This is a genomic window from Streptomyces sp. NPDC005774 (assembly GCF_042871645.1).
GTDB lineage: Bacteria > Actinomycetota > Actinomycetes > Streptomycetales > Streptomycetaceae > Streptomyces > Streptomyces pratens.
Genome location: NZ_JBIAIV010000029.1, coordinates 16,484 through 39,282, shown reverse-complemented (window position 1 = coordinate 39,282; position 22,799 = coordinate 16,484). Strand labels below are relative to the sequence as shown.

The 22,799-nt window shown below is 71.8% G+C and carries 19 protein-coding genes and 1 pseudogene; 12 read left to right on the top strand and 8 right to left on the bottom strand.

The window, feature by feature from the left end; all coding sequences use genetic code 11:
- Positions 1-115: 115 nt before the first annotated feature.
- The 7 genes and pseudogenes from ACFYQA_RS24400 to rhaI all read right to left on the bottom strand — a co-directional run.
- Positions 116-220: pseudogene (locus ACFYQA_RS24400) on the bottom strand (MoxR family ATPase); the annotation flags it as partial.
- 14 nt (positions 221-234) lie between these two features.
- Positions 235-876, bottom strand: a complete 642-nt coding sequence (locus ACFYQA_RS24395; protein WP_388921563.1) for a lactate utilization protein C — start codon at positions 874-876, stop codon at positions 235-237.
- On the bottom strand, positions 873-2,429 hold the full coding sequence (locus ACFYQA_RS24390; protein ID WP_388921561.1) for a LutB/LldF family L-lactate oxidation iron-sulfur protein: 1,557 nt from the start codon (positions 2,427-2,429) through the stop codon (positions 873-875). The genes ACFYQA_RS24395 and ACFYQA_RS24390 overlap by 4 nt, the downstream gene beginning before the upstream one ends.
- Positions 2,426-3,184, bottom strand: coding sequence for a (Fe-S)-binding protein (locus tag ACFYQA_RS24385; protein ID WP_388921558.1), 759 nt, complete (start codon positions 3,182-3,184; stop codon positions 2,426-2,428). The genes ACFYQA_RS24390 and ACFYQA_RS24385 overlap by 4 nt, the downstream gene beginning before the upstream one ends.
- 124 nt (positions 3,185-3,308) lie before the next feature.
- Positions 3,309-4,757, bottom strand: a complete 1,449-nt coding sequence (locus ACFYQA_RS24380; RefSeq protein WP_388921555.1) for a rhamnulokinase family protein — start codon at positions 4,755-4,757, stop codon at positions 3,309-3,311.
- Positions 4,754-6,793 carry a bifunctional aldolase/short-chain dehydrogenase gene (locus tag ACFYQA_RS24375; RefSeq protein ID WP_388921552.1) on the bottom strand — a complete coding sequence of 680 codons (2,040 nt, stop codon included), beginning with the start codon at positions 6,791-6,793 and terminating at the stop codon, positions 4,754-4,756. The genes ACFYQA_RS24380 and ACFYQA_RS24375 overlap by 4 nt, the downstream gene beginning before the upstream one ends.
- A gap of 143 nt (positions 6,794-6,936) precedes the next feature.
- Positions 6,937-8,097 carry an L-rhamnose isomerase gene (gene rhaI, locus ACFYQA_RS24370; protein ID WP_388921549.1) on the bottom strand — a complete coding sequence of 387 codons (1,161 nt, stop codon included), beginning with the start codon at positions 8,095-8,097 and terminating at the stop codon, positions 6,937-6,939.
- A gap of 264 nt (positions 8,098-8,361) precedes the next feature.
- Here rhaI and ACFYQA_RS24365 point away from each other — a divergent pair, with 264 nt between their 5' ends.
- From ACFYQA_RS24365 to ACFYQA_RS24320, 10 genes are all read left to right on the top strand, one after another.
- On the top strand, positions 8,362-9,879 hold the full coding sequence (locus tag ACFYQA_RS24365) for a sugar ABC transporter ATP-binding protein (protein ID WP_388921546.1): 1,518 nt from the start codon (positions 8,362-8,364) through the stop codon (positions 9,877-9,879).
- Positions 9,876-10,916: an ABC transporter permease gene (locus tag ACFYQA_RS24360; protein ID WP_388921543.1), complete on the top strand. Its 1,041-nt coding sequence runs from the start codon at positions 9,876-9,878 to the stop codon at positions 10,914-10,916. Before ACFYQA_RS24365 ends, ACFYQA_RS24360 begins: the two co-directional genes overlap by 4 nt.
- On the top strand, positions 10,909-11,961 hold the full coding sequence (locus ACFYQA_RS24355; RefSeq protein ID WP_388921540.1) for an ABC transporter permease: 1,053 nt from the start codon (positions 10,909-10,911) through the stop codon (positions 11,959-11,961). Before ACFYQA_RS24360 ends, ACFYQA_RS24355 begins: the two co-directional genes overlap by 8 nt.
- 53 nt (positions 11,962-12,014) lie before the next feature.
- Positions 12,015-13,103 carry a rhamnose ABC transporter substrate-binding protein gene (gene rhaS, locus ACFYQA_RS24350; RefSeq protein WP_388921537.1) on the top strand — a complete coding sequence of 363 codons (1,089 nt, stop codon included), beginning with the start codon at positions 12,015-12,017 and terminating at the stop codon, positions 13,101-13,103.
- A 90-nt stretch (positions 13,104-13,193) separates the two neighbouring features.
- Positions 13,194-13,514, top strand: a complete 321-nt coding sequence (locus ACFYQA_RS24345) for an L-rhamnose mutarotase (RefSeq protein ID WP_332432397.1) — start codon at positions 13,194-13,196, stop codon at positions 13,512-13,514.
- 28 nt (positions 13,515-13,542) lie between these two features.
- Positions 13,543-14,967: a BNR repeat-containing protein gene (locus ACFYQA_RS24340; protein ID WP_388921534.1), complete on the top strand. Its 1,425-nt coding sequence runs from the start codon at positions 13,543-13,545 to the stop codon at positions 14,965-14,967.
- A 173-nt stretch (positions 14,968-15,140) separates the two neighbouring features.
- Positions 15,141-16,160, top strand: coding sequence for a LacI family DNA-binding transcriptional regulator (locus tag ACFYQA_RS24335; protein ID WP_386394458.1), 1,020 nt, complete (start codon positions 15,141-15,143; stop codon positions 16,158-16,160).
- A gap of 115 nt (positions 16,161-16,275) precedes the next feature.
- Positions 16,276-17,577, top strand: a complete 1,302-nt coding sequence (locus ACFYQA_RS24330; protein ID WP_388921531.1) for an alpha/beta fold hydrolase — start codon at positions 16,276-16,278, stop codon at positions 17,575-17,577.
- Positions 17,578-17,660: 83 nt separating this feature from the next.
- Positions 17,661-18,404, top strand: a complete 744-nt coding sequence (locus tag ACFYQA_RS24325; protein WP_388921528.1) for a PIG-L deacetylase family protein — start codon at positions 17,661-17,663, stop codon at positions 18,402-18,404.
- 229 nt (positions 18,405-18,633) lie between these two features.
- The gene (locus ACFYQA_RS24320) at positions 18,634-19,476 is read left to right on the top strand and encodes a pentapeptide repeat-containing protein (RefSeq protein WP_388921668.1); all 843 of its coding nucleotides are present in this window, start codon (positions 18,634-18,636) and stop codon (positions 19,474-19,476) included.
- 270 nt (positions 19,477-19,746) lie between these two features.
- On the opposite strand, the gene ACFYQA_RS24315 is transcribed toward ACFYQA_RS24320, so the two are convergent.
- Positions 19,747-21,225 carry a cytochrome P450 gene (locus tag ACFYQA_RS24315; protein ID WP_388921525.1) on the bottom strand — a complete coding sequence of 493 codons (1,479 nt, stop codon included), beginning with the start codon at positions 21,223-21,225 and terminating at the stop codon, positions 19,747-19,749.
- Between the two features lie 128 nt (positions 21,226-21,353).
- Here ACFYQA_RS24315 and ACFYQA_RS24310 point away from each other — a divergent pair, with 128 nt between their 5' ends.
- Positions 21,354-21,962: a TetR/AcrR family transcriptional regulator gene (locus ACFYQA_RS24310; protein ID WP_388921522.1), complete on the top strand. Its 609-nt coding sequence runs from the start codon at positions 21,354-21,356 to the stop codon at positions 21,960-21,962.
- An 88-nt stretch (positions 21,963-22,050) separates the two neighbouring features.
- Positions 22,051-22,779 carry a DUF2470 domain-containing protein gene (locus ACFYQA_RS24305; RefSeq protein ID WP_388921519.1) on the top strand — a complete coding sequence of 243 codons (729 nt, stop codon included), beginning with the start codon at positions 22,051-22,053 and terminating at the stop codon, positions 22,777-22,779.
- The last annotated feature ends 20 nt before the right edge of the window (positions 22,780-22,799 follow it).

Sequence of the window (22,799 nt, the reverse complement as noted above, 5' to 3'; positions counted from 1 at the left end):
TCGCCCAGGACGAACACGGTGGTGCGTGAGCCCACGGTCTCTGCGTGCCGTTCGTGAACTCGCCCAGGGCGGCGCCGTAGTCGCTGCTGCCGTGCCGGCCGGTGACCGTGGCCTCGAGCACCTCCAGCAGCCCCTCCACCTCGACGTCCGCCTTGTCGGTCTCGTCGATCAGCAGCACCTTGGGATCGTCCCCGCGGATGGCCGTCAGCAGCGGACGCGGACACGGGCAGAGCATCAGCCGACCAGAACGACCTCCAGGACGCGCGGGCCGTGGACGCCCTCCACCCGGTCGAGTTCGATGTCGCTCGTCGCCGAGGGACCGGAGATCCAGGTCAGGGGACGCGCCGGATCGAGGCGCTCGAGGGCGTACGGGACGGAGGGGACGACCTGCGCGGCGCGGACGACACAGATGTGGTGGTCCGGGACGAGGGTGATCCGGCGGCGGCCCTGGTCGGGGGAGCCGTCGAGGACGATCGTGCCGGTCTCGGCGACGGCGACCGCGCAGGCGGTGACCACGCTGTCGACCCGGTCCAGTTCGTGCGGGGTGCTCTCCGCCCGGTCCGCGACCCGCCTCACATCGCTCCCCGCGAGCCAGCTCTCGTCCAGCCCCGGCGGGACGAGGACCGACGAGGAGCCGCGCGAGACCAGGAGTCCGGCGACGACCTCGGCCAGATGGCCGGCGTCGGTGCGGTGGACGATCGCCCGGTAGTCGGCGAGGTTCTCGGCGAGGAGGTCCAGCGTCTGCGCGGGGGTACGGTCACCGTGCTCGCGCAGGTAGTCGCGGGCGACGGCCCGCTCGTACGGGGCCCCGACGTCCCGCGGGACGTCGGCGAGGGCGCGCCGCACCCGGCCCAGGATCCGTTCCCTGCTGCTCACCGGTCACCATCCTTGTCCTTGTCCTTGTTTTCGGCCTTGTCCTTCGCCGTCGTTCCGGCACCGGTCGTCGTATTCGCTGCGGCGGAGCCGCCCTTGCCGTGTGTGCGCTGCCACCAGTCGCGGAAGGGCTCCGCGGGCACCGCCGGAAGATCCCGGGTGCCGCTCCACGCCCGGCCGGGGCCCGGCAGGGTGCGCGGGTGCAGGCGCCGGGTGCGGGAGGCGAGGCGCTGGCCGGTGCGCAGCGCGCCCGGGTGCGAGAACGCCCAGCGGGCCGCGCGCATCGCGGCGCGCTCGGCTGCGTGCCCCTTCGCGGGCTGGAGCACGACCTTGTTGCCGCCCCGGACGATCTGGCCGCCCTCCACGACCCGTTCCCGCAGATGAACCAGCACCTCGGGGATGTCGATGGCGACCGGGCACACCTCGTAGCAGGCCCCGCACAGCGACGAGGCGTACGGCAGGGAGGCGTCGATCTCGCTTGCCGTGCCCCGCAGTTGCGGGCTGAGGATGGCGCCGATCGGGCCCGGGTAGACGGAGCCGTAGGCGTGGCCGCCGGCCCGCTCGTAGACCGGGCAGACGTTCAGGCACGCCGAGCAGCGGATGCAGCGCAATGCCTGCCGGCCGACCTCGTCGGCGAGGGTGTCGGTGCGGCCGTTGTCCAGCAGTACCAGGTGGAAGGCGCGCGGGCCGTCCGCGTCGGTGGTGCCGGTCCAGGTGGACGTGTACGGGTTCATGCGCTCGGCGGTCGAGGAGCGCGGGAGGGTCTGCAGGAAGACCTCCAGGTCCTGCCAGGTCGGGACGATCTTCTCGATGCCGACGACCGAGATCAGCGTCTCCGGCAGGGTCAGGCACATCCGCCCGTTGCCCTCGGACTCCACCACCACCAGCGTGCCGGTCTCGGCGACCATGAAGTTGGCCCCGGAGATTCCGACCTTGGCACGCAGGAACTTCTCCCGCAGGTGCAACCGTGCGGCTTCGGCGAGTTCGGCGGGCGTGTCGGTGAGGCCCTCGGGCGCCGGGCGGCCCCAGTTGCTCATCTCGCGGGCGAAGATGTCCCGGATCTCCCCGCGGTTGCGGTGGATCGCGGGGACGAGGATGTGCGAGGGCCGGTCCTTGCCCAACTGCACGATCAGCTCGGCCAGATCGGTCTCGTAGGCGCGGATGCCCGCCGCCTCGAGGGCCTCGTTGAGCTCGATCTCCTGCGTGGCCATCGACTTGACCTTGACGACCTCCGACTCGCCCGTCTCCCTGACGAGTCCGGTCACGATCCGGTTGGCCTCGGCGGCGTCGGCGGCCCAGTGGACCGTGCCGCCCGCGGCCGTCACCGAATCCTCCAACTGCACCAGATACTCGTCCAGGTGATGGAGCGTATGGTCCTTGATCCGCTTGCCGGCCTCCCGCAGCTGTGCCCAGTCCGACACCTCGGCGACGGCCTTCGCCCGCTTGGCCCGGATGGTGTGCGTGGCATGCCGGAGATTGCCGCGCAGGGTGGTGTCGCGCACCGCCTCCCGCGCGGCCTTCGGAAAGGCCGGCATTCCGACGAACGTTCCGCTCATACGGCCGCCGCCTCCTCTTCCGTGCGCGCCAGGATCTCCGCGATGTGCACCGGCCGCATCCCGGCCCGCAGTCTGGTCATCGTCCCCCCGATGTGCATCAGGCACGAGTTGTCCGCCGCGCACAGCACCTCGGCGCCCGTCGACTCGGCGTTGCGCACCTTGTCGGCGCCCATCGCCGCGGAGACGTCGGGGTTCTTCAGCGCGAACGTGCCGCCGAAGCCGCAGCACTCGTCGGCCCCCGGCAACTCGACCAGCTCCAGCCCCTTCACGGCCTCCAGGAGCCGCCGCGGCCGGTCGCCGAGCCCGAGGGAGCGCAGCCCGTGACAGGTGGGGTGGTAGGTCACCGTGTGCGGGTAGTACGCGCCGACGTCCGTCACTCCCAGCACGTCCACCAGGAACTCGGTGAGTTCGTACGTCTTCGGCACCACCGGCGCCAGCGTGGCCGCGAGGCCGCCCCCGCGCCCCTCCGCGCGGGCCCGCTCGCCCATCCGGGGATACAGCTCCCGCACCATCGCCCCGCACGACCCCGACGGCGTCACGATCGCGTCGTAGTCCCCGAAGACCTCGGAGAAGTGCCGGGCGAGCGGCTCGGCCTCGTGCCGGTACCCGGTGTTGTAGTGCGCCTGCCCGCAGCAGGTCTGCGCCATGGGGAAGTCGACCTCGACGCCGAGCCGGGTCAGCAGCTTCACCACCGCGCGCCCGGTGTCGGGATAGAGCGTGTCGTTGACGCAGGTCAGGAACAGGGCGACACGCATCGCGGCTCCTTGTGGGTCGATCATCGGGTGAGTGCAGGGTAGTGCGCGGTCGCACGCGCGGGGGAGACCCACGACAGGGCCGTGGCCCGTCCGGCAGATCCGTGGGGTCTGCCGGGGGCAGGCCCTATGCGAGCCGGGCCTGTGCGGCCTCCCACCGCCGTGTGCCGCCGCGTGGTTCGTACCGGGTCAGCAGCTGGGTACGGGTGAGCAGGCGCCGCATCCCGGCCAGGTCACCGGCCGGCCCGTGCGCACGGGCCTGCACGAGGACGTTGCCCAGCGCGGCCGCCTCGGTCGGGCCGGCCACCACCGGCAATCCGCAGGCGTCCGCGGTCAGCTGGCACAGCAGGGCGTTGCGGGTGCCGCCGCCCACGATGTGCACGGCGTCGACCGACCGCCCGGCGAGACGCTGGGCGTCCTCGACGGCCCTGCGGTGCGCGAGCGCGAGCGAGTCGAGGATGCAGCGGGTGATCTCGGCGGGGGAGCCGGGCACCGGCTGGCCCGAGACCCGGCAGGCCTCGGCGATCCGCTCCGGCATCCGCCCCGGCGCCAGGAACGCCGCGTCCCCGGCGTCCACCACCGACCGCAGCGCGGGCACCTTCGCCGCCTCCAGCAGCAGCGTCCCCAGAGCATCCGGTTCGCCCCAGGCCCGTACGCACTCCTGGAGCAGCCACAGGCCCATGATGTTGCGCAGGTAGCGGACCGTGCCGTCCAGCCCCAGCTCGTTGGTGAAGTTGGCGGCGCGGCTCTCCTCGGTCAGGACCGGGGCGTCCAGTTCGAGGCCGGCCAGGGACCAGGTGCCGGTGCAGATGTAGGCGAACCGCTCGCCGGTGGCGGGGACGGCGGCCACCGCGGACGCCGTGTCGTGCGAGCCGACCGCCGTCACCGCCACGGGCCCGGTCAGACCGGTCTCCTCCAGCACCTCGGGCCGCAACTCCCCGGCCGGGTCCCCGGGTTGTCGCAGCGGCGCGAACAAGGAAAGGTCGATGCCCAGCCGCTGTGCGACCCCGTGGGACCAGTCGCGGGTGCGCGGGTCGATCAGCTGCGTGGTCGAGGCGTTGGTCAGCTCCGTGCCCTGCTCACCGGTGAGCCAGTACGTCAGCAGGTCCGGTATCAGCAACAGCCTTCTGGCCTGGGAGAGTTGGACGGTGGAGCGGGCCGCCGTCAACTGGTACAGCGTGTTGAACGGCGCGTACTGCAGACCGGTCGCCGCGTACAGCTCCCCGGCGGGGACGCTCGCCCACACCTTCTCCGCGACCCCCTCCGTACGGCGGTCACGGTAGTGCACCGGGTTGCCCAGCAGCGCCCCGTCCGCGTCCAGCAGGCCGTAGTCCACGGCCCAGCTGTCGACGCCGACGGACGCGAGCCCGTCGCCCGCCTTCCGCAGTCCCTCCAGCACTCCGGCGTACAGTCCGAGCGCGTCCCAGCGCAGCCCCTCGGGCACCCGCACCGGCCGGTTCGCGAAGCGGTGGACCTCGGTCAGCTCCAGGCTGTCGGGGCCCACGCGGCCGACCATGACGCGTCCGCTGGACGCGCCGAGGTCGACCGCCGCGTACGGCCGCACACCGGCGTTCATCGCAGGAACGCGGCGGCGACGCCGGCGTCGACCGGGACGTGCAGGCCGGTGGTGTGGGTGAGGTCACCGCCGGCCAGCGCGAAGACGGCGGCCGCGACATGTTCGGGCAGCACCTCCCGCTTCAGCAGCGTGCGTTGCGCGTAGAACTCGCCCAGCTTCTCCTCCGGCACCCCGTACACCGCCGCCCGCTGCGCACCCCACCCGCCGGCGAAGATGCCCGAGCCGCGCACCACGCCGTCCGGATTGACGCCGTTGACCCGGATGCCATGCTCACCCAACTCAGCTGCAAGGAGCCGCACTTGGTGGGCCTGGTCGGCCTTGGTGGCCGAGTAGGCGATGTTGTTCGGACCGGCGAACACCGCGTTCTTGGACGCGATGTAGACGATGTCGCCGCCCAGTCGCTGCGCGATCATCACGCGGGCCGCCTCGCGGGAGACGAGGAAGGAACCGCGGGCCATGATGTCGTGCTGGAGGTCCCAGTCCTTCGCGGACGTCTCCAGGAGCGGCTTGGAGATGGAGATCCCGGCGTTGTTCACCACCAGGTCGACCCCGCCGAACGCGAGCACCGCGGCCCGGAATGCCTCGGCGATCTGCTCCTCCGACGTGACGTCGACGGTCACGGCGACGGCCTTGTCGGGTCCGCCCAGTTCCTCGGCGACCGCGGCCGCGTTGTCCCCGTTCAGGTCCGCCACGACGACACAGGCGCCCTCGGCCGCCAGCCGCCGCGCGATCGCCTTCCCGATCCCGCTTCCGGCCCCGGTCACCAGCGCCACCCGGGTGGCGAGCGGCTTCGGCTCCGGCATCCGCCGGAGCTTCGCCTCCTCCAGGGCCCAGTACTCGATGCGGAACTTCTCCGACTCCTCGATCGGCGCGTACGCCGAGACCGCCTCGGCACCGCGCATCACGTTGACCGCGTTGAGGTAGAACTCGCCGGCGACCCTGGCGGTCTGCTTGTCCTTGCCGAAGCTGAACATGCCCACACCGGGGATCAGCACGATCGCCGGGTCGGCGCCGCGCATGGCGGGGGAGTCGGGCGTGGCGTGGGCCGTGTAGTAGGCGGCGTACTCCTCGCGGTAGGCGGCGTGCAACTCCTTCAGCCGGGCCACGGCCTCGTCGGTCGGGACCGACGGCGGCAGGTCGAGGACGAGCGGCCGGACCTTGGTGCGCAGGAAGTGGTCCGGGCAGGAGGTGCCGAGCGCGGCCAGCCTGGGGTGCTCGGCACGGGCCAGGAAGTCCAGGACGGCCTCGGAGTCGTCGAAGTGCCCGACCTGCGGCCGGTCCTGCGAGGCGACGGCCCGCACGTACGGCGCGAGAGCCGCGGCCCGCTCCCGGCGCCCGGCCCCGGGCAGCGGCTCGTACCCGTCGAGCACCGGCCCGAACGGCTCCGGCCTGCCCCGCTCGGCGAGGAACCGCTCGGCGGTGCGGATGATGTGCAGCGAATTGCGTTCGCACTCCTCGGACGTGTCACCCCAGGCCGTGATCCCGTGCCCGCCCAGGATGCACCCGACGGCCTGCGGGTTGGCCTCCTTCACCGCGGCGATGTCCAGGCCGAGCTGGAAACCGGGCCGCCGCCACGGCACCCATACGACGGTGTCGCCGAAACACTCGGCGGTCAGCTTCTCCCCGTCGGCCGCGCAGGCGAGCGCGATGCCGGAGTCGGGGTGCAGATGGTCCACGTGCGGGGCTTCGACCAGCCCGTGCATCGCCGTGTCGATCGAGGGCGCCGCACCGCCCTTGCCGTGCAGGCAGTAGTCGAACGCGGCGACCATCTCGTCCTCGCGGTCGACCCCGGGGTAGACGTCGGTCAGCGCCCGCAGCCGGTCCAGCCGCAGCACGGCGAGCCCCGTTCCGGTCAGCGTCCCGAGATCCCCACCGGACCCCTTGACCCACATCAGCTCCACATCACCCCCGGTGACGGGATCGGTCGCGGTGCCCTTGGCGGAGGTGTTCCCGCCGGCGTAGTTGGTGTTGCGGGGGTCGGCACCGAGCCGGTGGGACCGGGCGAGGAGGGCGTCGGCTGCGGGGTGGTTCGGCATGAACGTCAGTCCTTGTCCAAGAGACGTAGGGGAAGCGCGCCCCTTCAGGGGCGCGGGGCAGTGTCACTGTGCGGCTGCCGCCGCGCGGGCGCGATCAGCCGCATACGGCCCGTAGCCCGGAACCGGCAGAACCCGGCAGAGGCCTACGCCCCCCACCCCGCCTGCTCCCCACCCACCCGCTCCGCCACAATCCTCTCGGCCCACCCGGACCGCCGGTACGCCTCGATGGGGTCGGGGTCCAACCCCATCTCCTCGCGCACCTCCCGCAACAACGGCCGCACATCCGTGTTGTACGCGTCCATCAGCACGGCGTTGGCACCCAGCACATCGCCGGAGGCCTGCGCGGCGGCCAGCGCCCCCGCATCGACGAGCAGCGCCTTCGCCGTGGCCTCCTGCACGTTCATCACCGACCGGATGATCGCCGGGATCTTCGCCTCGATGTTGTGACACTGGTCGAGCATGAACGTGGTCCCGGACGTGAACCCGCCCGCGCGCACCACCTCGTGCATGATCCGGAACAGCTGGAACGGGTCGGCGGAGCCCACCATCAGGTCGTCGTCGGCGTAGAAGCGCGAGTTGAAGTCGAACCCGCCCAGCCGTTCCTCACGCAGCAGCGTCGCGACGATGAACTCGATGTTGGTGCCCGGCGCGTGGTGGCCCGTGTCGACGACGACCTGGGCGCGCGGTCCGAGCTTCAGGCAGTGCGCGTACGCGGTGCCCCAGTCCGGGACGTCCGTGGTGTAGAACGCCGGCTCGAACAGCTTGTACTCCAGCAGCATCCGCTGTCCCTCGCCGAGCCGCTCGTACACCTCCGCGAGAGCTTCGGCGAGCCGGTCCTGCCGGGCACGGATGTCGTCCTGGCCGGGATAGTTCGTACCGTCGGCGAACCACAGCTTCAGGTCCGCCGAACCGGTCGCGTCCATGATGCCGACGCACTCGAGGAGATGGTCCACGGCCTTGCGGCGGACCGCCGCGTCCGGGTGGCAGACACTGCCGAGCCGGTAGGCGTCGTCCTGGAAGGTGTTGGAGTTGATCGTGCCGAGCCGCACACCGCGGTCCTCGGCGTGCTCGGCCAGCGCGGTGTAGTCGTCGACCTTGTCCCACGGGATGTGCAGCGCCACCGAGGGCGCCACTCCCGTGAACTCGTGCACCTTGGCCGCGTCGTCCAGCTTCTCCTGCGGGGTGCGGGGGACACCCTGCTGCGCGAACACCTTGAAACGGGTCCCCGAGTTGGCGTACGCCCACGACGGCGTCTCGACGGCCTGTGTCTTGAGAGCGGCCTTCGCCGCGGCGAGCTCGGTCACGTCAGGGCTCCTGTGACATCGGGTCCTAATCGACCACGGAGTGAAACGATTCAGTACGGGAAGTTATGGCGCCCCCGGAGAGGTGTCAACCCCTCCGTCCAAGACCGCCCTTCGTGACCAGGGTGTGATCCGAAGATGTCGAAACTTTTTCGACCGGGACCCATTGACGTGACATGCGCCGCGCGCCTAACGTCCCGGCAACCCAGTTGAAACCTTTCACGACGCCGCGAGGGCCGCCCCGCCGGACGTCGTCGAGGAGCCCTCATGACCCACCCGTCCGACACGGGTCCGGCCGCCCCGGTTCTCGCACTGAGGGACGTCTCCAAGTCCTTCGGCGCGGTCCGCGCCCTGCGGGACGTCTCCCTGGACCTGTTCCCCGGCGAGGTGCACGCCCTCGCCGGCGAGAACGGAGCCGGCAAGTCGACCCTCATCAAGACGCTCGCCGGAGTGCACCGGCCGGACGCCGGCCAGGTGCTGCTCGACGGCGCGCCCGTCCTCTTCCACGGACCCGGCGACGCCCGCGACGCCGGGATCGCCGTGATCTACCAGGAACCCACGCTCTTCCCCGACCTGTCGATCGCCGAGAACATCTACATGGGCCGGCAGCCCAGGCGTGCTCTCGGCCGCATCGACCACAAGGCCACCCGCACCGCGACCGCCGCCCTGATGCGGCGGCTCGGCGTCGCACTCGACCCCGACCGCCCGGCCCGCGGCCTGTCCATCGCCGACCAGCAGATCGTCGAGATCGCCAAGGCGCTCTCCTTCGACGCCCGCGTCCTGATCATGGACGAGCCGACCGCCGCCCTCACCGGCAGCGAGGTCGCCCGCCTCTTCGGCGTCGTGCGCACCCTGCGCGAACAGGGGGCGGCGGTGCTGTTCATCTCCCACCGCCTGGAGGAGATCTTCGAGATCTGCGGGCGGGTCACCACCCTGCGCGACGGCGCCCGGATCGCCAGTGAACCGCTGGACGGCATGACCGAGGACGACCTGGTGCGCCGCATGGTCGGCCGCGACCTCGAGGAGCTCTACCCCAAGCAGGAGGTGCGCCCCGGCGAGATCGCCCTGAGCGTGCGCCGGCTGACCCGCGAGGGCGTCTTCACCGACGTCTCCTTCGACGTGCGCCGTGGCGAGATCGTCGGCCTCGCCGGGCTCGTGGGCGCCGGGCGCACCGAGGTGGCCCGCGCCGTGTTCGGCATCGACCGCCGGGACGCCGGCGAGGTCGAGATCGACGGACGCGCGCTGACCAACGGCGCCCCGTCCACCGCCATGGCCGCCGGCCTCGCCCTGGTCCCCGAGGACCGGCGCGCCCAGGGCCTGGTGATGGACATGTCCATCGAGCGCAACATCGGCCTGACCGGACTGCGTACGACCGTCCGCGCCGGCCTGATGGACCGGGGCGCCGAACGCAGCCGCTCCCTGGACTGGGCGGTCAAACTGCACGTCAAGTACGCCCGGATCGCCGACACCGTCAACACACTCTCGGGCGGCAACCAGCAGAAGGTCGTCCTCGCCAAGTGGCTCGCCACCGGCCCCAAGGTGCTCATCGTGGACGAGCCGACCCGGGGCATCGACGTCGGCACCAAGGCCGAGGTGCACCGGCTGCTCTCCCAGCTCGCCGCCGACGGTGTCGCCGTGCTGATGATCTCCTCCGACCTGCCCGAGATCCTCGGCATGGCCGACCGTGTGCTGGTGATGCACGAGGGCCGGATCACCGCCGAGATCCCCCGCACCGACGCCACCGAGGAAACCGTGATGGCCGCAGCCACGGGGAGGGCCGCATGACGGTCGTCAGCCCCGACCCCACCCCCGTCGCCGAGGCGGCGAAGTCCAGCGGCACCCGGCTGGTCGACCGCGTGTTCAAGGTGCGCGAACTCGCCATCCTGCTGGTCTTCCTGGTGATGATCGCCGTCACCCAGGCCGGCAACAGCGAGTTCCTGTCCGAGCAGGGAATCAAGGACCTGCTGCTGAACGCGACCATCCTGGTTTTGGTCGCCACCGGCCAGGCCCTGGTGGTCATCACCCGCAACGTCGACCTGTCCGTCGGCTCCACGCTCGGCATCTGTGCCTTCGCCGCCGGAATCCATCTCCAGGGCGGTGGGAACCCGGTCGTCGCCGTCGCGCTGGCGGTGCTGCTCGGCATCGGCTTCGGACTGCTCAACGGACTGCTCGTCAGCCTCGGCCAGGTGCCCGCGCTCGTCGTCACCCTCGGCACCCTCTACATCATCCGCGGCATCGACTCCATCTGGGTCGGCTCCCGCCAGATCACCGCCGCCGATCTCCCCGCCGGATTCGTCGACTTCGGCTCCGGCGGCATCTCGGCCGTGCCCTACCTGGCCCTGATCGCGATCGCGGTCCTCGTGGCCACGGCGTACTACATGAAGCACTTCGTCAGCGGCCGCGAGCTGTACGCCCTCGGCTCCAATCCCGAGGCCGCCCGACTCGCCGGCATCCCCGTGCGCAAGCGGATCCTCGCCGCCTACACCTTCTGCGGCGCCCTCGCCGGCCTCGCGGGCGCGCTGTACCTCGCCCGGTTCGGCAACGTCGACTCCGGCACCGGCACCGGCTACGAACTCACCGTCGTCAGCGCCGTCGTGGTCGGCGGGGTGGTCTTCACCGGCGGCTCCGGCAGCGTCTACGGCGCCGCCCTCGGCGCGCTGCTGCTGACCTCCGTCAACAGCGTCCTGCCCGCCCTCGGCGTCAGCTCCGTATGGGTGCTCGCCATCAACGGCACCCTGCTCATCCTCGCCATCGCGGTCGACCGGATCGTCGCCCTGCGCGTGGCCACCGCCCTGAAGAAGAGGAACGCCCGCCATGGCTGACTCCGCTCTCGCGCGCGCCGTCGGCCGGTCCCCCTCCGTGCGCTGGGACACGGTCGTGGGCGCCCTGCTCGTCGTCGTCCTGCTGCTGTCCTTCACCACCGTCGACGGCTTCGGCAACGCGCTCAACCTGTCCTTCCTGATCGGCAACACCCTGCCGATCGCGCTGATCGCCCTGCCCATGACGCTGCTCGTGGTCTCCGGCGAGATCGACCTCTCCGTCGCCTCCACCGCCGGCCTGTCCGGCGCGGTCATGGGCGCCCTGTGGAACCAGGGCATGGCCATCGAGGCGATCATCCCCATCTGCCTGCTCATCGGTGTGGTCTGCGGTCTGGTCAACGGCCTGCTCGTCACCCGGCTCGGACTGCCCTCCCTCGCCGTCACCATCGGCACCCTCGCCGCCTACCGCGGCATCGCACAGATCGTGCTCGGCTCCGACGCGGTGACCGACTTCCCCGCGCAGTACCTGGACTTCGCCGCCGGACGCATCGGCGACACCTTCGTCCCGTACGCGCTGCTGCCGTTCCTGGTCCTGCTCGCGATCGCCGTCGTCGCCCTGCACGCCACCCCGTTCGGGCGGTCGCTCTTCGCCATCGGGGCCAGCGAGGAGGCCGCCCGCTTCGCCGGCATCAGGGTCAGGCGGCAGAAGCTGATCCTGTTCACGCTGACCGGCCTGATGGCCTCCCTCACCGGAGTCTTCTGGGCCCTGCACTACGCCAGCGCCCGCTACGACAACGCCACCGGCCTCGAACTCTCCGTCGTCGCCGCCGTGCTGCTCGGCGGCATCGACTTCGACGGCGGCAAGGGCACCCTCGGCGGCGCGATCGCGGGCGTCTTCCTGCTCGGCGCGCTGCAGAACGTCATGAGCCTCGTCAACGTCTCCGCCCAGTCGCAGATCGTCGTCACCGGCGTCCTGCTCGTCGTCTCCGTGCTCGGCCCACGCGTCGCACGGCAGATCTCCGCCGCACGTGCCGGACGCCGGGCCGCACCGCCACCGGCGTCCGCCTCTCCACCACCGGTGTCCAAGGCATCCACCCCGGCCCCGTGAGTCCTCCTCGCCCGTCCACGCCGCCCGTCCTTCTCGCCCGTAAGGAACCCACCATGCGCAAGTCCTCCCTCCGCCGGACCTGTGCGGCCCTCGCCGCCGTCACCTCCCTCGCCCTGGCCGCCACCGCCTGCGGCGGCACCACCAAGGACGACGTCAAGAACGAGGGCGGCGGCGGCTCGGCGGCCACAGCCGGAAAGGCCGACCCCGACGCGCCCACCAAGAAGGGCCTGACCGTCGGCTTCCTGCCCAAGCAGGTCAACAACCCCTACTTCACCAGCGCCGACAAGGGCGGCGAGAAGGCCCTGAAGGAACTGGGCTCCAGCTACAAGGAGGTCGGCCCCTCCAGCGCCACCGACACCGCCGGCCAGGTCTCCTACGTCAACACGCTCACCCAGCAGCAGGTCGACGCCATGGCCGTCTCCGCGCAGGACCCCGGCGCACTGTGCACCGCGCTCAAGCAGGCCATGAAGAACGGCATCAAGGTCGTCACCTACGACTCCGACACCACAGCCGACTGCCGCAACGCCTTCGTCTCGCAGGCCAGCGGCGAGGACCTGGGCCGGACCGAGGTCCAACTGCTCGCCGAACAGATCGACCACAAGGGTGAGATCGCGATCCTGTCCGCCGCGCAGACCGCGACGAACCAGAACGCCTGGATCGAGTTCATGAAGGACGAACTGAAGGACCCCAAGTACAAGGACATCAAGTTGGTCAAGGTCGCCTACGGCAACGACGACGCCCAGCAGTCCTTCCAGCAGACCCAGGGCCTGCTCCAGGAGTACCCGAACCTGAAGGGAATCATCTCCCCGACCACCGTCGGCATCAAGGCCGCCGCCCAGTACCTGTCCGGCTCCAAGTACAAGGGCAAGGTCAAGCTGACCGGCCTCGGCACCCCCAACGACATGCGCAAGTACGTCAAGAACGGCACCGTCGAGGCGTTCGAGCTGTGGGACCCGGCCAAGCTCGGCGAACTCGCCGCGCGCACCGCGGTCGCCCTGTCCTCCGGCCAGATCACCGGCAAGGAGGGCGAGACCTTCGAGGCCGGAGCGATGGGCGAGTACACCATTGGCAAGGACGGCGTGATCAATCTGGGCAAGCCCACCGTCTTCGACGCGAAGAACATCGACGACTTCGACTTCTGAGCCGGGCCCGCCGGTCCAGCCGTACGAGGCACGACTGGACCCGGCATCCCGTCGACGTCCACCGAAGAAACGCCGAAGGAGCGGTACTTCATGCAGCGCGTCTGTTTCCTGCTCAAGGTCCGCCGGGACCGGATCGCCGAGTACCGCGAACGTCACGCCGCCGTGTGGCCCGAGATGTGCGAGGCGCTCTCGGCCACCGGCTGGCACAACTACTCCCTCTTCCTGCGCGACGACGGCCTCCTCGTCGGCTACCTCGAGACCCCGGACTTCGAGGCCGCCCGCTCCGCCATGGAGGCCACCGACGTCAACGCCCGCTGGCAGGCGGAGATGGCCCCCCTCTTCGAGACCCTCGACGGCGCCCGCCCGGACGAGGCGATGAAACCGCTCACCGAAGTCTTCCACCTCGCCTGACCACGGACCCCACCCGAGGAGCCCCGAGATGAGACGACGCACCCTGCTGGCCGGAGCAGTACTCGCCGCCGTGGCCGGACCCGCCCTCGGCGGGCCCGCCGAGGGCGCCGCCACCCCCGGCCCGTCGGTCACCCCGGCCGGCCGCACCACCCTCGACGACCGGGCCGTCTACTTCGTGTCCTACGACGGCCTGGTCAACAACAACTCCTTCCAGAAGAACGGCCTGCTGACTCACAAGGGGCACCAGTACGCCGTCTGGTACACCGCCGACCGCAACGCCGTCGTAGGCCGCCGCACCCTAGGCGCGAGCACCTGGCAGACCGTCAAGGTCGGCCACACACTCCGCTACAACGACTCTCACAACGTCATCTCCATGGGCGTCTCGAAGACCGACGGCCGCCTGCACCTCCACATGGACTCCCACAGCGACGGCTTCACCTACATCAAGTCCGCCGTCGGGCTCATGGACAACCCGTCCGGGCTGACCTGGACCGCGAGCCGTTTCGGCGCCCCGCAGTCCACGCTCGACGGCCTCGCCCTCACCTCGCAGTTCACCTACCCGCAGTTCGTCTCCACTCCCGAGGGCCGGCTCCAGCTCAGCTACCGCGCCGGCGTCTCGGGCAACGGCCGCAACGCGCTGGCCGAGTACGACGGCACCCGCTGGACGGCGCTGGGGGAATGGACCGCCTCCACCGGCACCTACCGCGGCGAGCACGGCTCCTCCACCGCCCGCAACATGTACCTGCACGGCATCGACTACGACCGAAGCGGCCGCCTGCACGCCTTCTTCACCTGGCGGGAGCAGAACGGCGCCGTCATGTGCAGCCCCGGCGGAATCACCAACCACGACACCGGCTACGTCTACTCCGACGACCGGGGCCGTATCTGGCGCAACGACGCGGGCACCCCCGTCGCCACCACCGGCACCGCCGACCGGGTCTCCGTCACCGACCCCGGCCTGGTCGTCGACCCGCTCAACCCGGACCACTCCCTGATGAACCAGGAGAGCCAGTCCACCGACTCCGCCGGCCGGCCGCACGCGATCATCAGCTACGTCCCCGGCCGCTTCGGCCAGTGCACCACCGACTACGTCGCCGACCGCACCGCGAACGGCCGCGCCTTCCACGTCCGCCGCACCGCCTCCGGCACCTGGCGCAAGACCGAGATCCCGGTCCCCCTGAACTCCAGCCAGCGCACCCGGCTGCTTCTCGACCGGTACGACAACGCCTACGCGGTCCTCCCCTACGGCCGGATCGCCGGCGCCTCCGCGGCCTCGGACCACACCGACTGGAACCTGCTGTACGACGGTGCCGGCCTGAACGCCTTCGGCGAGGTCCTGATCGACGAGACCCGGCCGGCCCAGGACGGCGTGCTGTCGGTCATGTACCAGGAGCGGTCCACCGGCACCACCCCGTCGGCACTGCACGTCGCCGACTTCCGACTGCCCACCTGACCCCCCACCCGTCCGGCCCCACCCGTCCGACCCCGGGCGGTTCCCGGCCGCCCCGCCGACCGGTTCCGCCCGATCCGACCGCCGCCGACCGCGAGGCGGCCGGGCCGGTAATGTGAACGACCACCGGCCGCCCCTCGCCTTCCGCCCCTCGTCTCCTCGGAGGTCCCTGCCCGATGGCCCAGTCGGTGGGTATCAAGGATGTCGCCCGCGTCGCCGGAGTTTCCGTCGGCACGGTCTCCAATGTGATCAATCGCCCGGACACGGTCGCCGCCGAGACCCGGGCCAGGGTGCTGTCCGCCATCGACCGGCTCGGCTACGTCCGCAGCGAGTCCGCACGGCAGCTGCGCGCGGGCCGCAGCCGGATCATGGGACTGCTCGTCCTCGACATGGGCAACCCGTTCTTCGTCGACGTGGCGCGCGGTGCCGAACGCGCCGCGCGAGCGGCCGGCCTCGGCGTGATGGTCTGCAACAGCGCACAGAACGCGAGCGAGGAGGCCGACTACCTCTCCCTCTTCGCGGAGCAGCGGGTACGGGGCGTGCTGCTCACCCCGGCCGACGCCACCGGCCGCAACATCGAGGCCTTCCGCCGGCACGGCATCCCCTTCGTCCTGGTCGACCGGGTCGCGGAGGGCACCACCGAGTGCTCGGTCTCCGTGGACGACGTCGCCGGCGGCGCCCTGGCCGTGCGGCACCTCGTCGACGCGGGGCACCGGTCCCTCGCCTACGTCAGCGGGCCGCCCGGCCTGAACCAGGTCAGGGACCGGCGCACCGGCGCGCTGAACGCCCTCGCCGAGGCCGGACTCGGCCCCCAAGCCCTGCGCGAACTGCCCACCGAGAGGCTCGACGTCGCCGCCGGACGGGACGCGGGCGCGCGGCTGCTCGGGCTCGCCGACCGCCCCACCGCCGTCTTCTGCGCCAACGACCTGCTCGCCCTCGGAGTGCTCCAGGCGATGTACGCGGCCGGGGTCGGCGTCCCGGACGACCTGGCCATCGTGGGCTACGACGACATCGAGTTCGCCGCCGCCGCGGCCGTCCCCCTCACCTCCGTACGCCAGCCCGCCGTCACGATGGGCGCACTGGCGGCGGAACTGCTGCTCGAGGAGACGGAGACCGCGGCCGCGCCCCACGAACACCGCAGGGTCGTGCTGCGCCCGGAACTCGTCGTCCGGCGCTCCAGTCTGTCGGCCCGCTGACCAGCCAGTCCTGTACGCATGCCGGGATCCCGGGTCCGACGGCCGGACGGCCGTGTGCTGAACTGGGTCGCGGTCCGTCCGTCCGACCAACCGTCCGTTCGTCCCGGGAGCCCCGTTGACCGTCAGTTACCGCCAGCCCGGTGTCGTCCTCACCGACCGCCGCTTCACCGTCCCCCTCGACCACGACATGCCCTCGGGCGAGACGATCGAGCTGTACGCACGGGAGGTCGTCGCCGGCGACCGGGCGGGCCAGGACCTGCCGTGGCTGCTGTACCTCCAGGGCGGCCCCGGATTCGGGGCGAACCGATTCGTCGGGAAGCCGTCCTGGCTCGGCCGGGCCCTGAAGGAGTACCGCGTCCTGCTGCTCGACCAGCGCGGCACCGGTAGCTCCACCCCCGCCAACCGGCAGACGCTTCCGCTGCGCGGCGGCCCCGCCGAGCAGGCCGACTACCTCGCCCGCTTCCGCTCCGACTCGATCGTCCGCGACTGCGAGGCGATCCGCCCGCAGGTCACCGGCGGCGCCCCCTGGACCGTCCTCGGCCAGAGCTTCGGCGGATTCTGCACCGTCGCCTACCTCTCCACGGCGCCCGAGGGCCTCGACACCGCCGTGATCACAGGCGGCCTCCCCTCCCTGGACGCCCACGCCGACGACGTCTACCGGGCCGCCTACCCGCGCATCGAGCGCAAGGTCGCCGCCCACTACGCCCGCTACCCGCAGGACGTCGAACGCGCCCGCCGCATCGCCGAGCACCTCCTCGGCCACGAGGTCGTCCTCCCGAACGGCTACCGGCTCACCGTCGAGGCGTTCCAGTCCCTGGGCCGCGTACTGGGCAGCGGCGACGGCAGCCACCAGCTGCACCACCTCCTGGAGGACGCCTTCGTCCCCACCCCGGCGGGCCCGGCGCTCTCCGACGCGTTCCAGGAGCAGGCACAGGGCCTGCTCTCGTACGCGGGCCACCCCCTGTACGCACTCATCCACGAGCCGATCTACGGCCAGGCCCCCCGGCCCACCGCCTGGTCCGCCGAACGGGTCCGGGCCGAGTTCCCGCGGTTCGACGCGGCGAAGGCCCTCGCGGGCGACGGGCCCCTGCTGTTCACCGGGGAGTCCGTGCACCCCTGGATGTTCGACTGCGACCCCGCGCTGCGCCCGCTGCGCGAGACCGCCGAACTGCTCGCCGCCCGCACCGACTGGGCCCCCCTGTACGACCCGGCCCGCCTCGCCGCCAACGAGGTCCCGGCCGTGGCGGCCGTCTACCACGACGACATGTACGTCGACACGGCCCACTCGCTGCGCACCGCGCGGGCGATTCGCGGCCTGCGCACCTGGGTCACCGACGAGTTCGAGCACGACGGCATCCGCGCGGGCGGCCCCCGCGTACTGGACCGGCTGCTGGCGATGGCCCGCGACGAGGTGTGAACCCGCACGCCGCGCGCCGTGTGCGGCGTGTGTGCCGTGTCGCGTCCCGGGGCGTTGTCGGTGGCGGCGGTTAGTCTGCGGGCATGACCGAGGTGGCACCCGCTCAACTCGAACCCATGCCCGACGACTGGCAGCGCGCGCTGGCCGTCGTCGCACACCCCGACGACCTGGAGTACGGCTGCTCGGCGGCGGTCGCGTCCTGGACCGATGCCGGCCGCGAGGTCACCTATGTGCTGGCGACCCGCGGTGAGGCGGGCATCGACACCCTGACCCCCGCCGAGTGCGGTCCGCTCCGGGAGCGGGAACAACGGGCGAGCGCGGCCGTGGTCGGCGTGTCGACGGTGGAGTTCCTGGACCACCGGGACGGCGTCATCGAGTACGGCACCGCCCTGCGCCGGGACATCGCCGCCGCGGTCCGCCGCCACCGTCCCGAGCTGGTCATCACCCTCAACCACCGCGACACCTGGGGCGGCACCTTCTGGAACACCCCGGACCATGTGGCCGTCGGACGCGCGGTGCTCGACGCGGCCGGTGACGCCGGCAACCGGTGGATCTTCCCGGAACTGACCGAACAGGGCCTCGAACCCTGGAGCGGGGTCCGCTGGGTCGCGGTGGCGGGCTCCAGCACCCCCACCCACGCCGTGGACGCGACGGACGGCCTGGACAGGGCGGTGCGCTCGCTGCTGGAACACCGCGCCTACATCGAGGCGCTGACCGACCAGGATCCCGAGGAGTACGTGCGCGGCTTCCTGACGGGGGACGCCCGGGAGACGGGCAAGCGGTTCGGCGACCGGCCCGCGGTCTCCTTCGAGCTGTTCTCCCGGTGACGGATGACGGATGACGGATGACGGATGACGGCACGGACGAGGCGGGCGGGAACGGCGCGGTGGGAGCGGAGCACGCGGAACCGTCGCCGACGGCCGCATCACCGGCGTGTACATCCTTGCCGACCCCGAGCGGCTCGACCGTCTGGAGGCGCCCGGTCTCACCGGATGAGTCCGGCCGACGGCGGTACGGTCCGGCACCCGCCCCGCGTTCCGTCGTCCCGTGTTCCGTATGCTGAACGGCATGTCGGAACCGAAGACCGGCCGCCCCGAACTGCGCGGTGACTGCGCACAGTGTTTCGGGCTGTGCTGCGTCGCCCTGCCGTTCACCGCCTCCGCCGCTTTCGCGGTGGACAAGCAGGCCGGCCGGCCCTGCCGCAACCTGCGTGAGGACCACCGCTGCGGTATCCACGCGCGGCTGAGGCAGGAGGGATTCAGCGGCTGCACGGTGTACGACTGCTTCGGCGCCGGGCAGAAGGTCTCGCAGGTCACCTTCGGCGGAGAGGACTGGCGCACCGGGCCGCCGGAGCGGGCCCGCCGCATGTTCGACGTCTTCCCGGTCGTCCGGCAGTTGCACGAGCTGCTGTGGTACCTGACCGAGGCGCTCACCCTGCCCGCGGCCCGCCCCGTGCACGCGGACCTGCGTCGTGCGCTGGAGACGACGGAGCAGCTCACCCGGGGGACCCCGCAGGAGCTGGGGGAGCTGGACGTGGGCGCGCACCGGCAGGACGTCAACACGCTGCTGCTCAAGGCCAGCGAGCTGGCCCGGTCCGGGGTGCGCGGGCGCCGGAAGGACCGCCGGGGCGCCGATCTCATGGGCGCCCGCCTCAAGGGGGCCGACCTGCGCGGAGTGAGTCTGCGCGGCGCCTACCTCATCGCCGCCGACCTCACCGGCGCCGACCTGCGGGGCGCGGACCTGATCGGCGCCGACCTGCGCGACACCGACCTCACGGACGCCGATCTCACCGGGGCGTTCTTCCTCACCCAGCCACAGCTGAACGCGGCCCGGGGAAGCGCCGGCACCACCCTGCCGGGAACACTCATCCGCCCCGCCCACTGGACGGCGGGAGCCTGACACCGGGCCGGGACGTCCCATCCGTCCCGGCCACCGCCGAACAGGACGCTCGTCGTCGCCGAACGGGCCGCATCCCACGGATGGTGAAGGCGGTGGCGCGAGTCGCCGACGAAGAGCCGTAGCCGGACGAGAGCCACTCGCGCATTGAGCGAGCTCGTTGACAACCGCCTCACCCCAGGCCACGGCCTGTGAGAGGCCGTCGGACGCCCCGGACGCCCTCGCGTTGACCGGGACACCAGCCCGCCCGCCCTCAGCCGGCCGCCCCCAGGCCTAGTCCGCGGTGGGCCCGAGCGGCGTCGGCGCCAACGCTTTCCGCCGTTCCGGGCGGAGCCGCAGCCCGTCCGGCATCAGCGTCAGCCGCTCGGTCACCCGCAGCCGGTAGCCGGGATCGGGCCGCAACTCGTAGCGGCGCAGCAGGAGCCCGAGCACCAGCGTCGCCTCGTGCAGCGCGAACTGCCGCCCGATGCAGGCCCGGGCCCCCGTGCCGAACGGCTTGAAGGTGTGCGGGGGACGGGACCGTACGGCCGGTGCGTCGAAACGGTCCGGGTCGAACCGCTCGGAGTCCGGGCCCCACACCGCGGGGTCCCGGTGCAGCATCGGCGTCAGCACCATCGTCCACGCTCCCCGCCGCATCGGATGCTCCCCGGCCAGCACCGTGTCCGCACGGGCCTCCCGGGCGAAGGCGGGCGCGGTCGGCCACAGCCGCAGCGACTCGTCGAGCACCCGGCGCACGTACCGCAGCTTGGCCACCTGCTCGTAGCCCGGCGTGACCGAACCGCCCCAGACGCGGTCCACCTCGGCGCGGGCACGGTCCGCGACGTCAGGGTGCAGGGAGAGGAAGTGCAGGGCGAAGGAGAGCGCGCCCGAGGTGGTCTCGTGACCCGCGACCAGGAAGGTGATGACCTGACGGCGGACGTTCTCGGACGACAGCCGCTCACCGGACTCGGGGTGCGCGGTGTCCAGCATCCGGTCGAGCAGATCGCCCTGCCCGCCGCCGTCCGCTCGCCGGATCCGGACCACCTCGTCGACGATCCGGTTGAGGCGGTCGATGTCGGCGGCGTTGCGCCGGCTCGCGCTGCGCAGCAGGAGCGGGGCCAGGGGCGCGGGCACCGCGTTGAGACGCTGCGCGTAGCCGAGCGTGCCGACCATCGCGGTGATGAAGGGGTGCGGCCGGGGCCGTTCGAACGACCCGAAGTCGTGCCCGAACCCGGTGCGCGCGATCGTCTCCAGCGTCAGCTTGGTCATGTCACCGGGCACGTCCACCGTCCGGCCCACACCGGCCGCGCCGTCCCAGCGCTCGGTCAGCCGCTCCGCCACGGCCAGCATCATCGTGTGGTAGCCCGCCATGGCCTCACGGTTGAAGCCGGGGGCGAGTACGTCGTGGGCGAGCTGCCAGTTGGGCTCGTGGTTGTATGCGGTGAACAGGCCGTCGCCCGCGAGCGGCCGCAGATTGGCCACGCCCAGCCCCACATGCTTGGCGAAGCGCGCCTCGTCGGCCAGATCGGCCGCCAGTTCCGCACCCGACACCAGCACGAACTCCTTGCCGAAGGCGTTCCGCCGGAAGATCGGTCCCAGCCGGCGGGCGAGTCGCATCGAGTCCTGCACCGGGGTGCTTCTGCTCGAGCCGATGACGTCACCGACGAACGGGACCCGGTGGGGAGGACGCGGGATGCGGTGCAGTGCGGGCCAGCCCTGCTCCGCGCCGCGAAATCCCCTCGGCGGCACGGTCGTTGTCGTCGTCTCCGCCATGCGATCCCCTTCGGTCCGGCAAGCGACTGCGACGCGGTGTGTGCCCGCGGAACCCGTGTTGTACGCGGGTTCAATACGCCTTTCCAGTCTGGTCCGGTTGCTGAACCGGCGTCAAGTAAGGTGCGGGAATGGCCGTGGACGAGGGCGGGCGCACGCGGCGCCGGCTCAGCACCGAGGAGCGTCGCGAGCAGCTCCTGTCGGTCGGCGCGCGGCTGTTCTCGGAGAGTCCGTACGACGACGTGTGGATCGAGCGGGTGGCCGGGATCGCCGGGGTCTCGCGAGGCCTGCTGTACCACTATTTCCCCACCAAACGGGACTTCTTCGCGGCGGTGGTGCAGCGCGAGAGCGACCGGATGCTGCGTATGACCGCGGCGGTTCCCGGAGCCCCCGTCCGGGAGCAGTTGGCGTCGGGGCTCGACGCGTACCTGGGGTACGTGGCGGCACATGCGCACGGCTACCGCGCCTTCCACCGTGCCGAGGCGGCAGGGGATCTGACGGTGCGCCGGGTCTACCACCGGGCTCTGGCCGCGCAGGAGCGGCAGATCCTGGAGGTACTGGCCGGGGACCCCGAGTTCGGCCCGGTGCTCGGGCGGCGGCCGGACGCGCGCCTCGCCGTGCGCGGCTGGCTGGCCTTCACCACCGCGGTGTGCCTGGAGTGGCTGCGCGGCTCCGAGCTGAGCCGGGAGCAGGTGCGCGACCTGTGCGCACGCGCCCTGCTCGGCGTCCTCACGCCCTGAGCGGTCGCGCAAAGGTCATGCGATCCGCTTGGCGTACGCCACGATCTTCGTTAGGTTAGGCAAGGCTTACCTAATAGGAGGTTCGAGGATGGGTGACGACACGCACGGCTGGACGGCCGAGCCCGGCGCGGCGGAGCGGGCCCGCTCCGTGCTCGCCACCGCATGGTCCTGCGCGGTGACCGCGGAGGGCTCGCGCGAGGAGTTCGTCGGCGCGCACGACGTGACCGACGACGGCCGCATCCTGCTGCACGTGCCCGAGGACAGCGCGCTGCTCACCGCCGCGATCTGCGCGCCCCGCGGCGAACCGTCCGCCGTACTGGAGTTCGCCGACGTCGCACCCGTCCCGGTGCGGAAGAGGATCCGCGCCCGGCTGTGGCTCGCCGGCTGGTTCACCACCGAGGACGACCACCTCGCCTTCCGTCCCACACGGGTGGTGCTGCGGCAGGAGTCCGGAGCCGTCGTCGTCGACCCGGACGAGTTCGCCGCGGCGCGGCCCGACCCGCTGGCCACCGCCGAGGCCCGGCTGCTGACCCACCTCGCCGACTGCCACGGCGACGCGGTCGAGCGGCTGACCCGTCTGGTCGAACCGGACAGCCTGCACGGCGTGGTCCGCGTCCAGCCGCTCGCCGTCGACCGGCACGGACTCACCCTGCGCATCGAACGCGTCCGCGCGGGCGGTGACGTACGGCTGCCCTTCCACCGGCCCGCCGACGACCTCGGTCAGCTCACCGAACGTATGCACGTACTCCTCTCCCAGGCGAGCGCGGTCACCTGCCCCCGTCCGCTGCAACGACAACGCGCCGACGGCGACGGCTGACCGGACACCGCGCACACGAG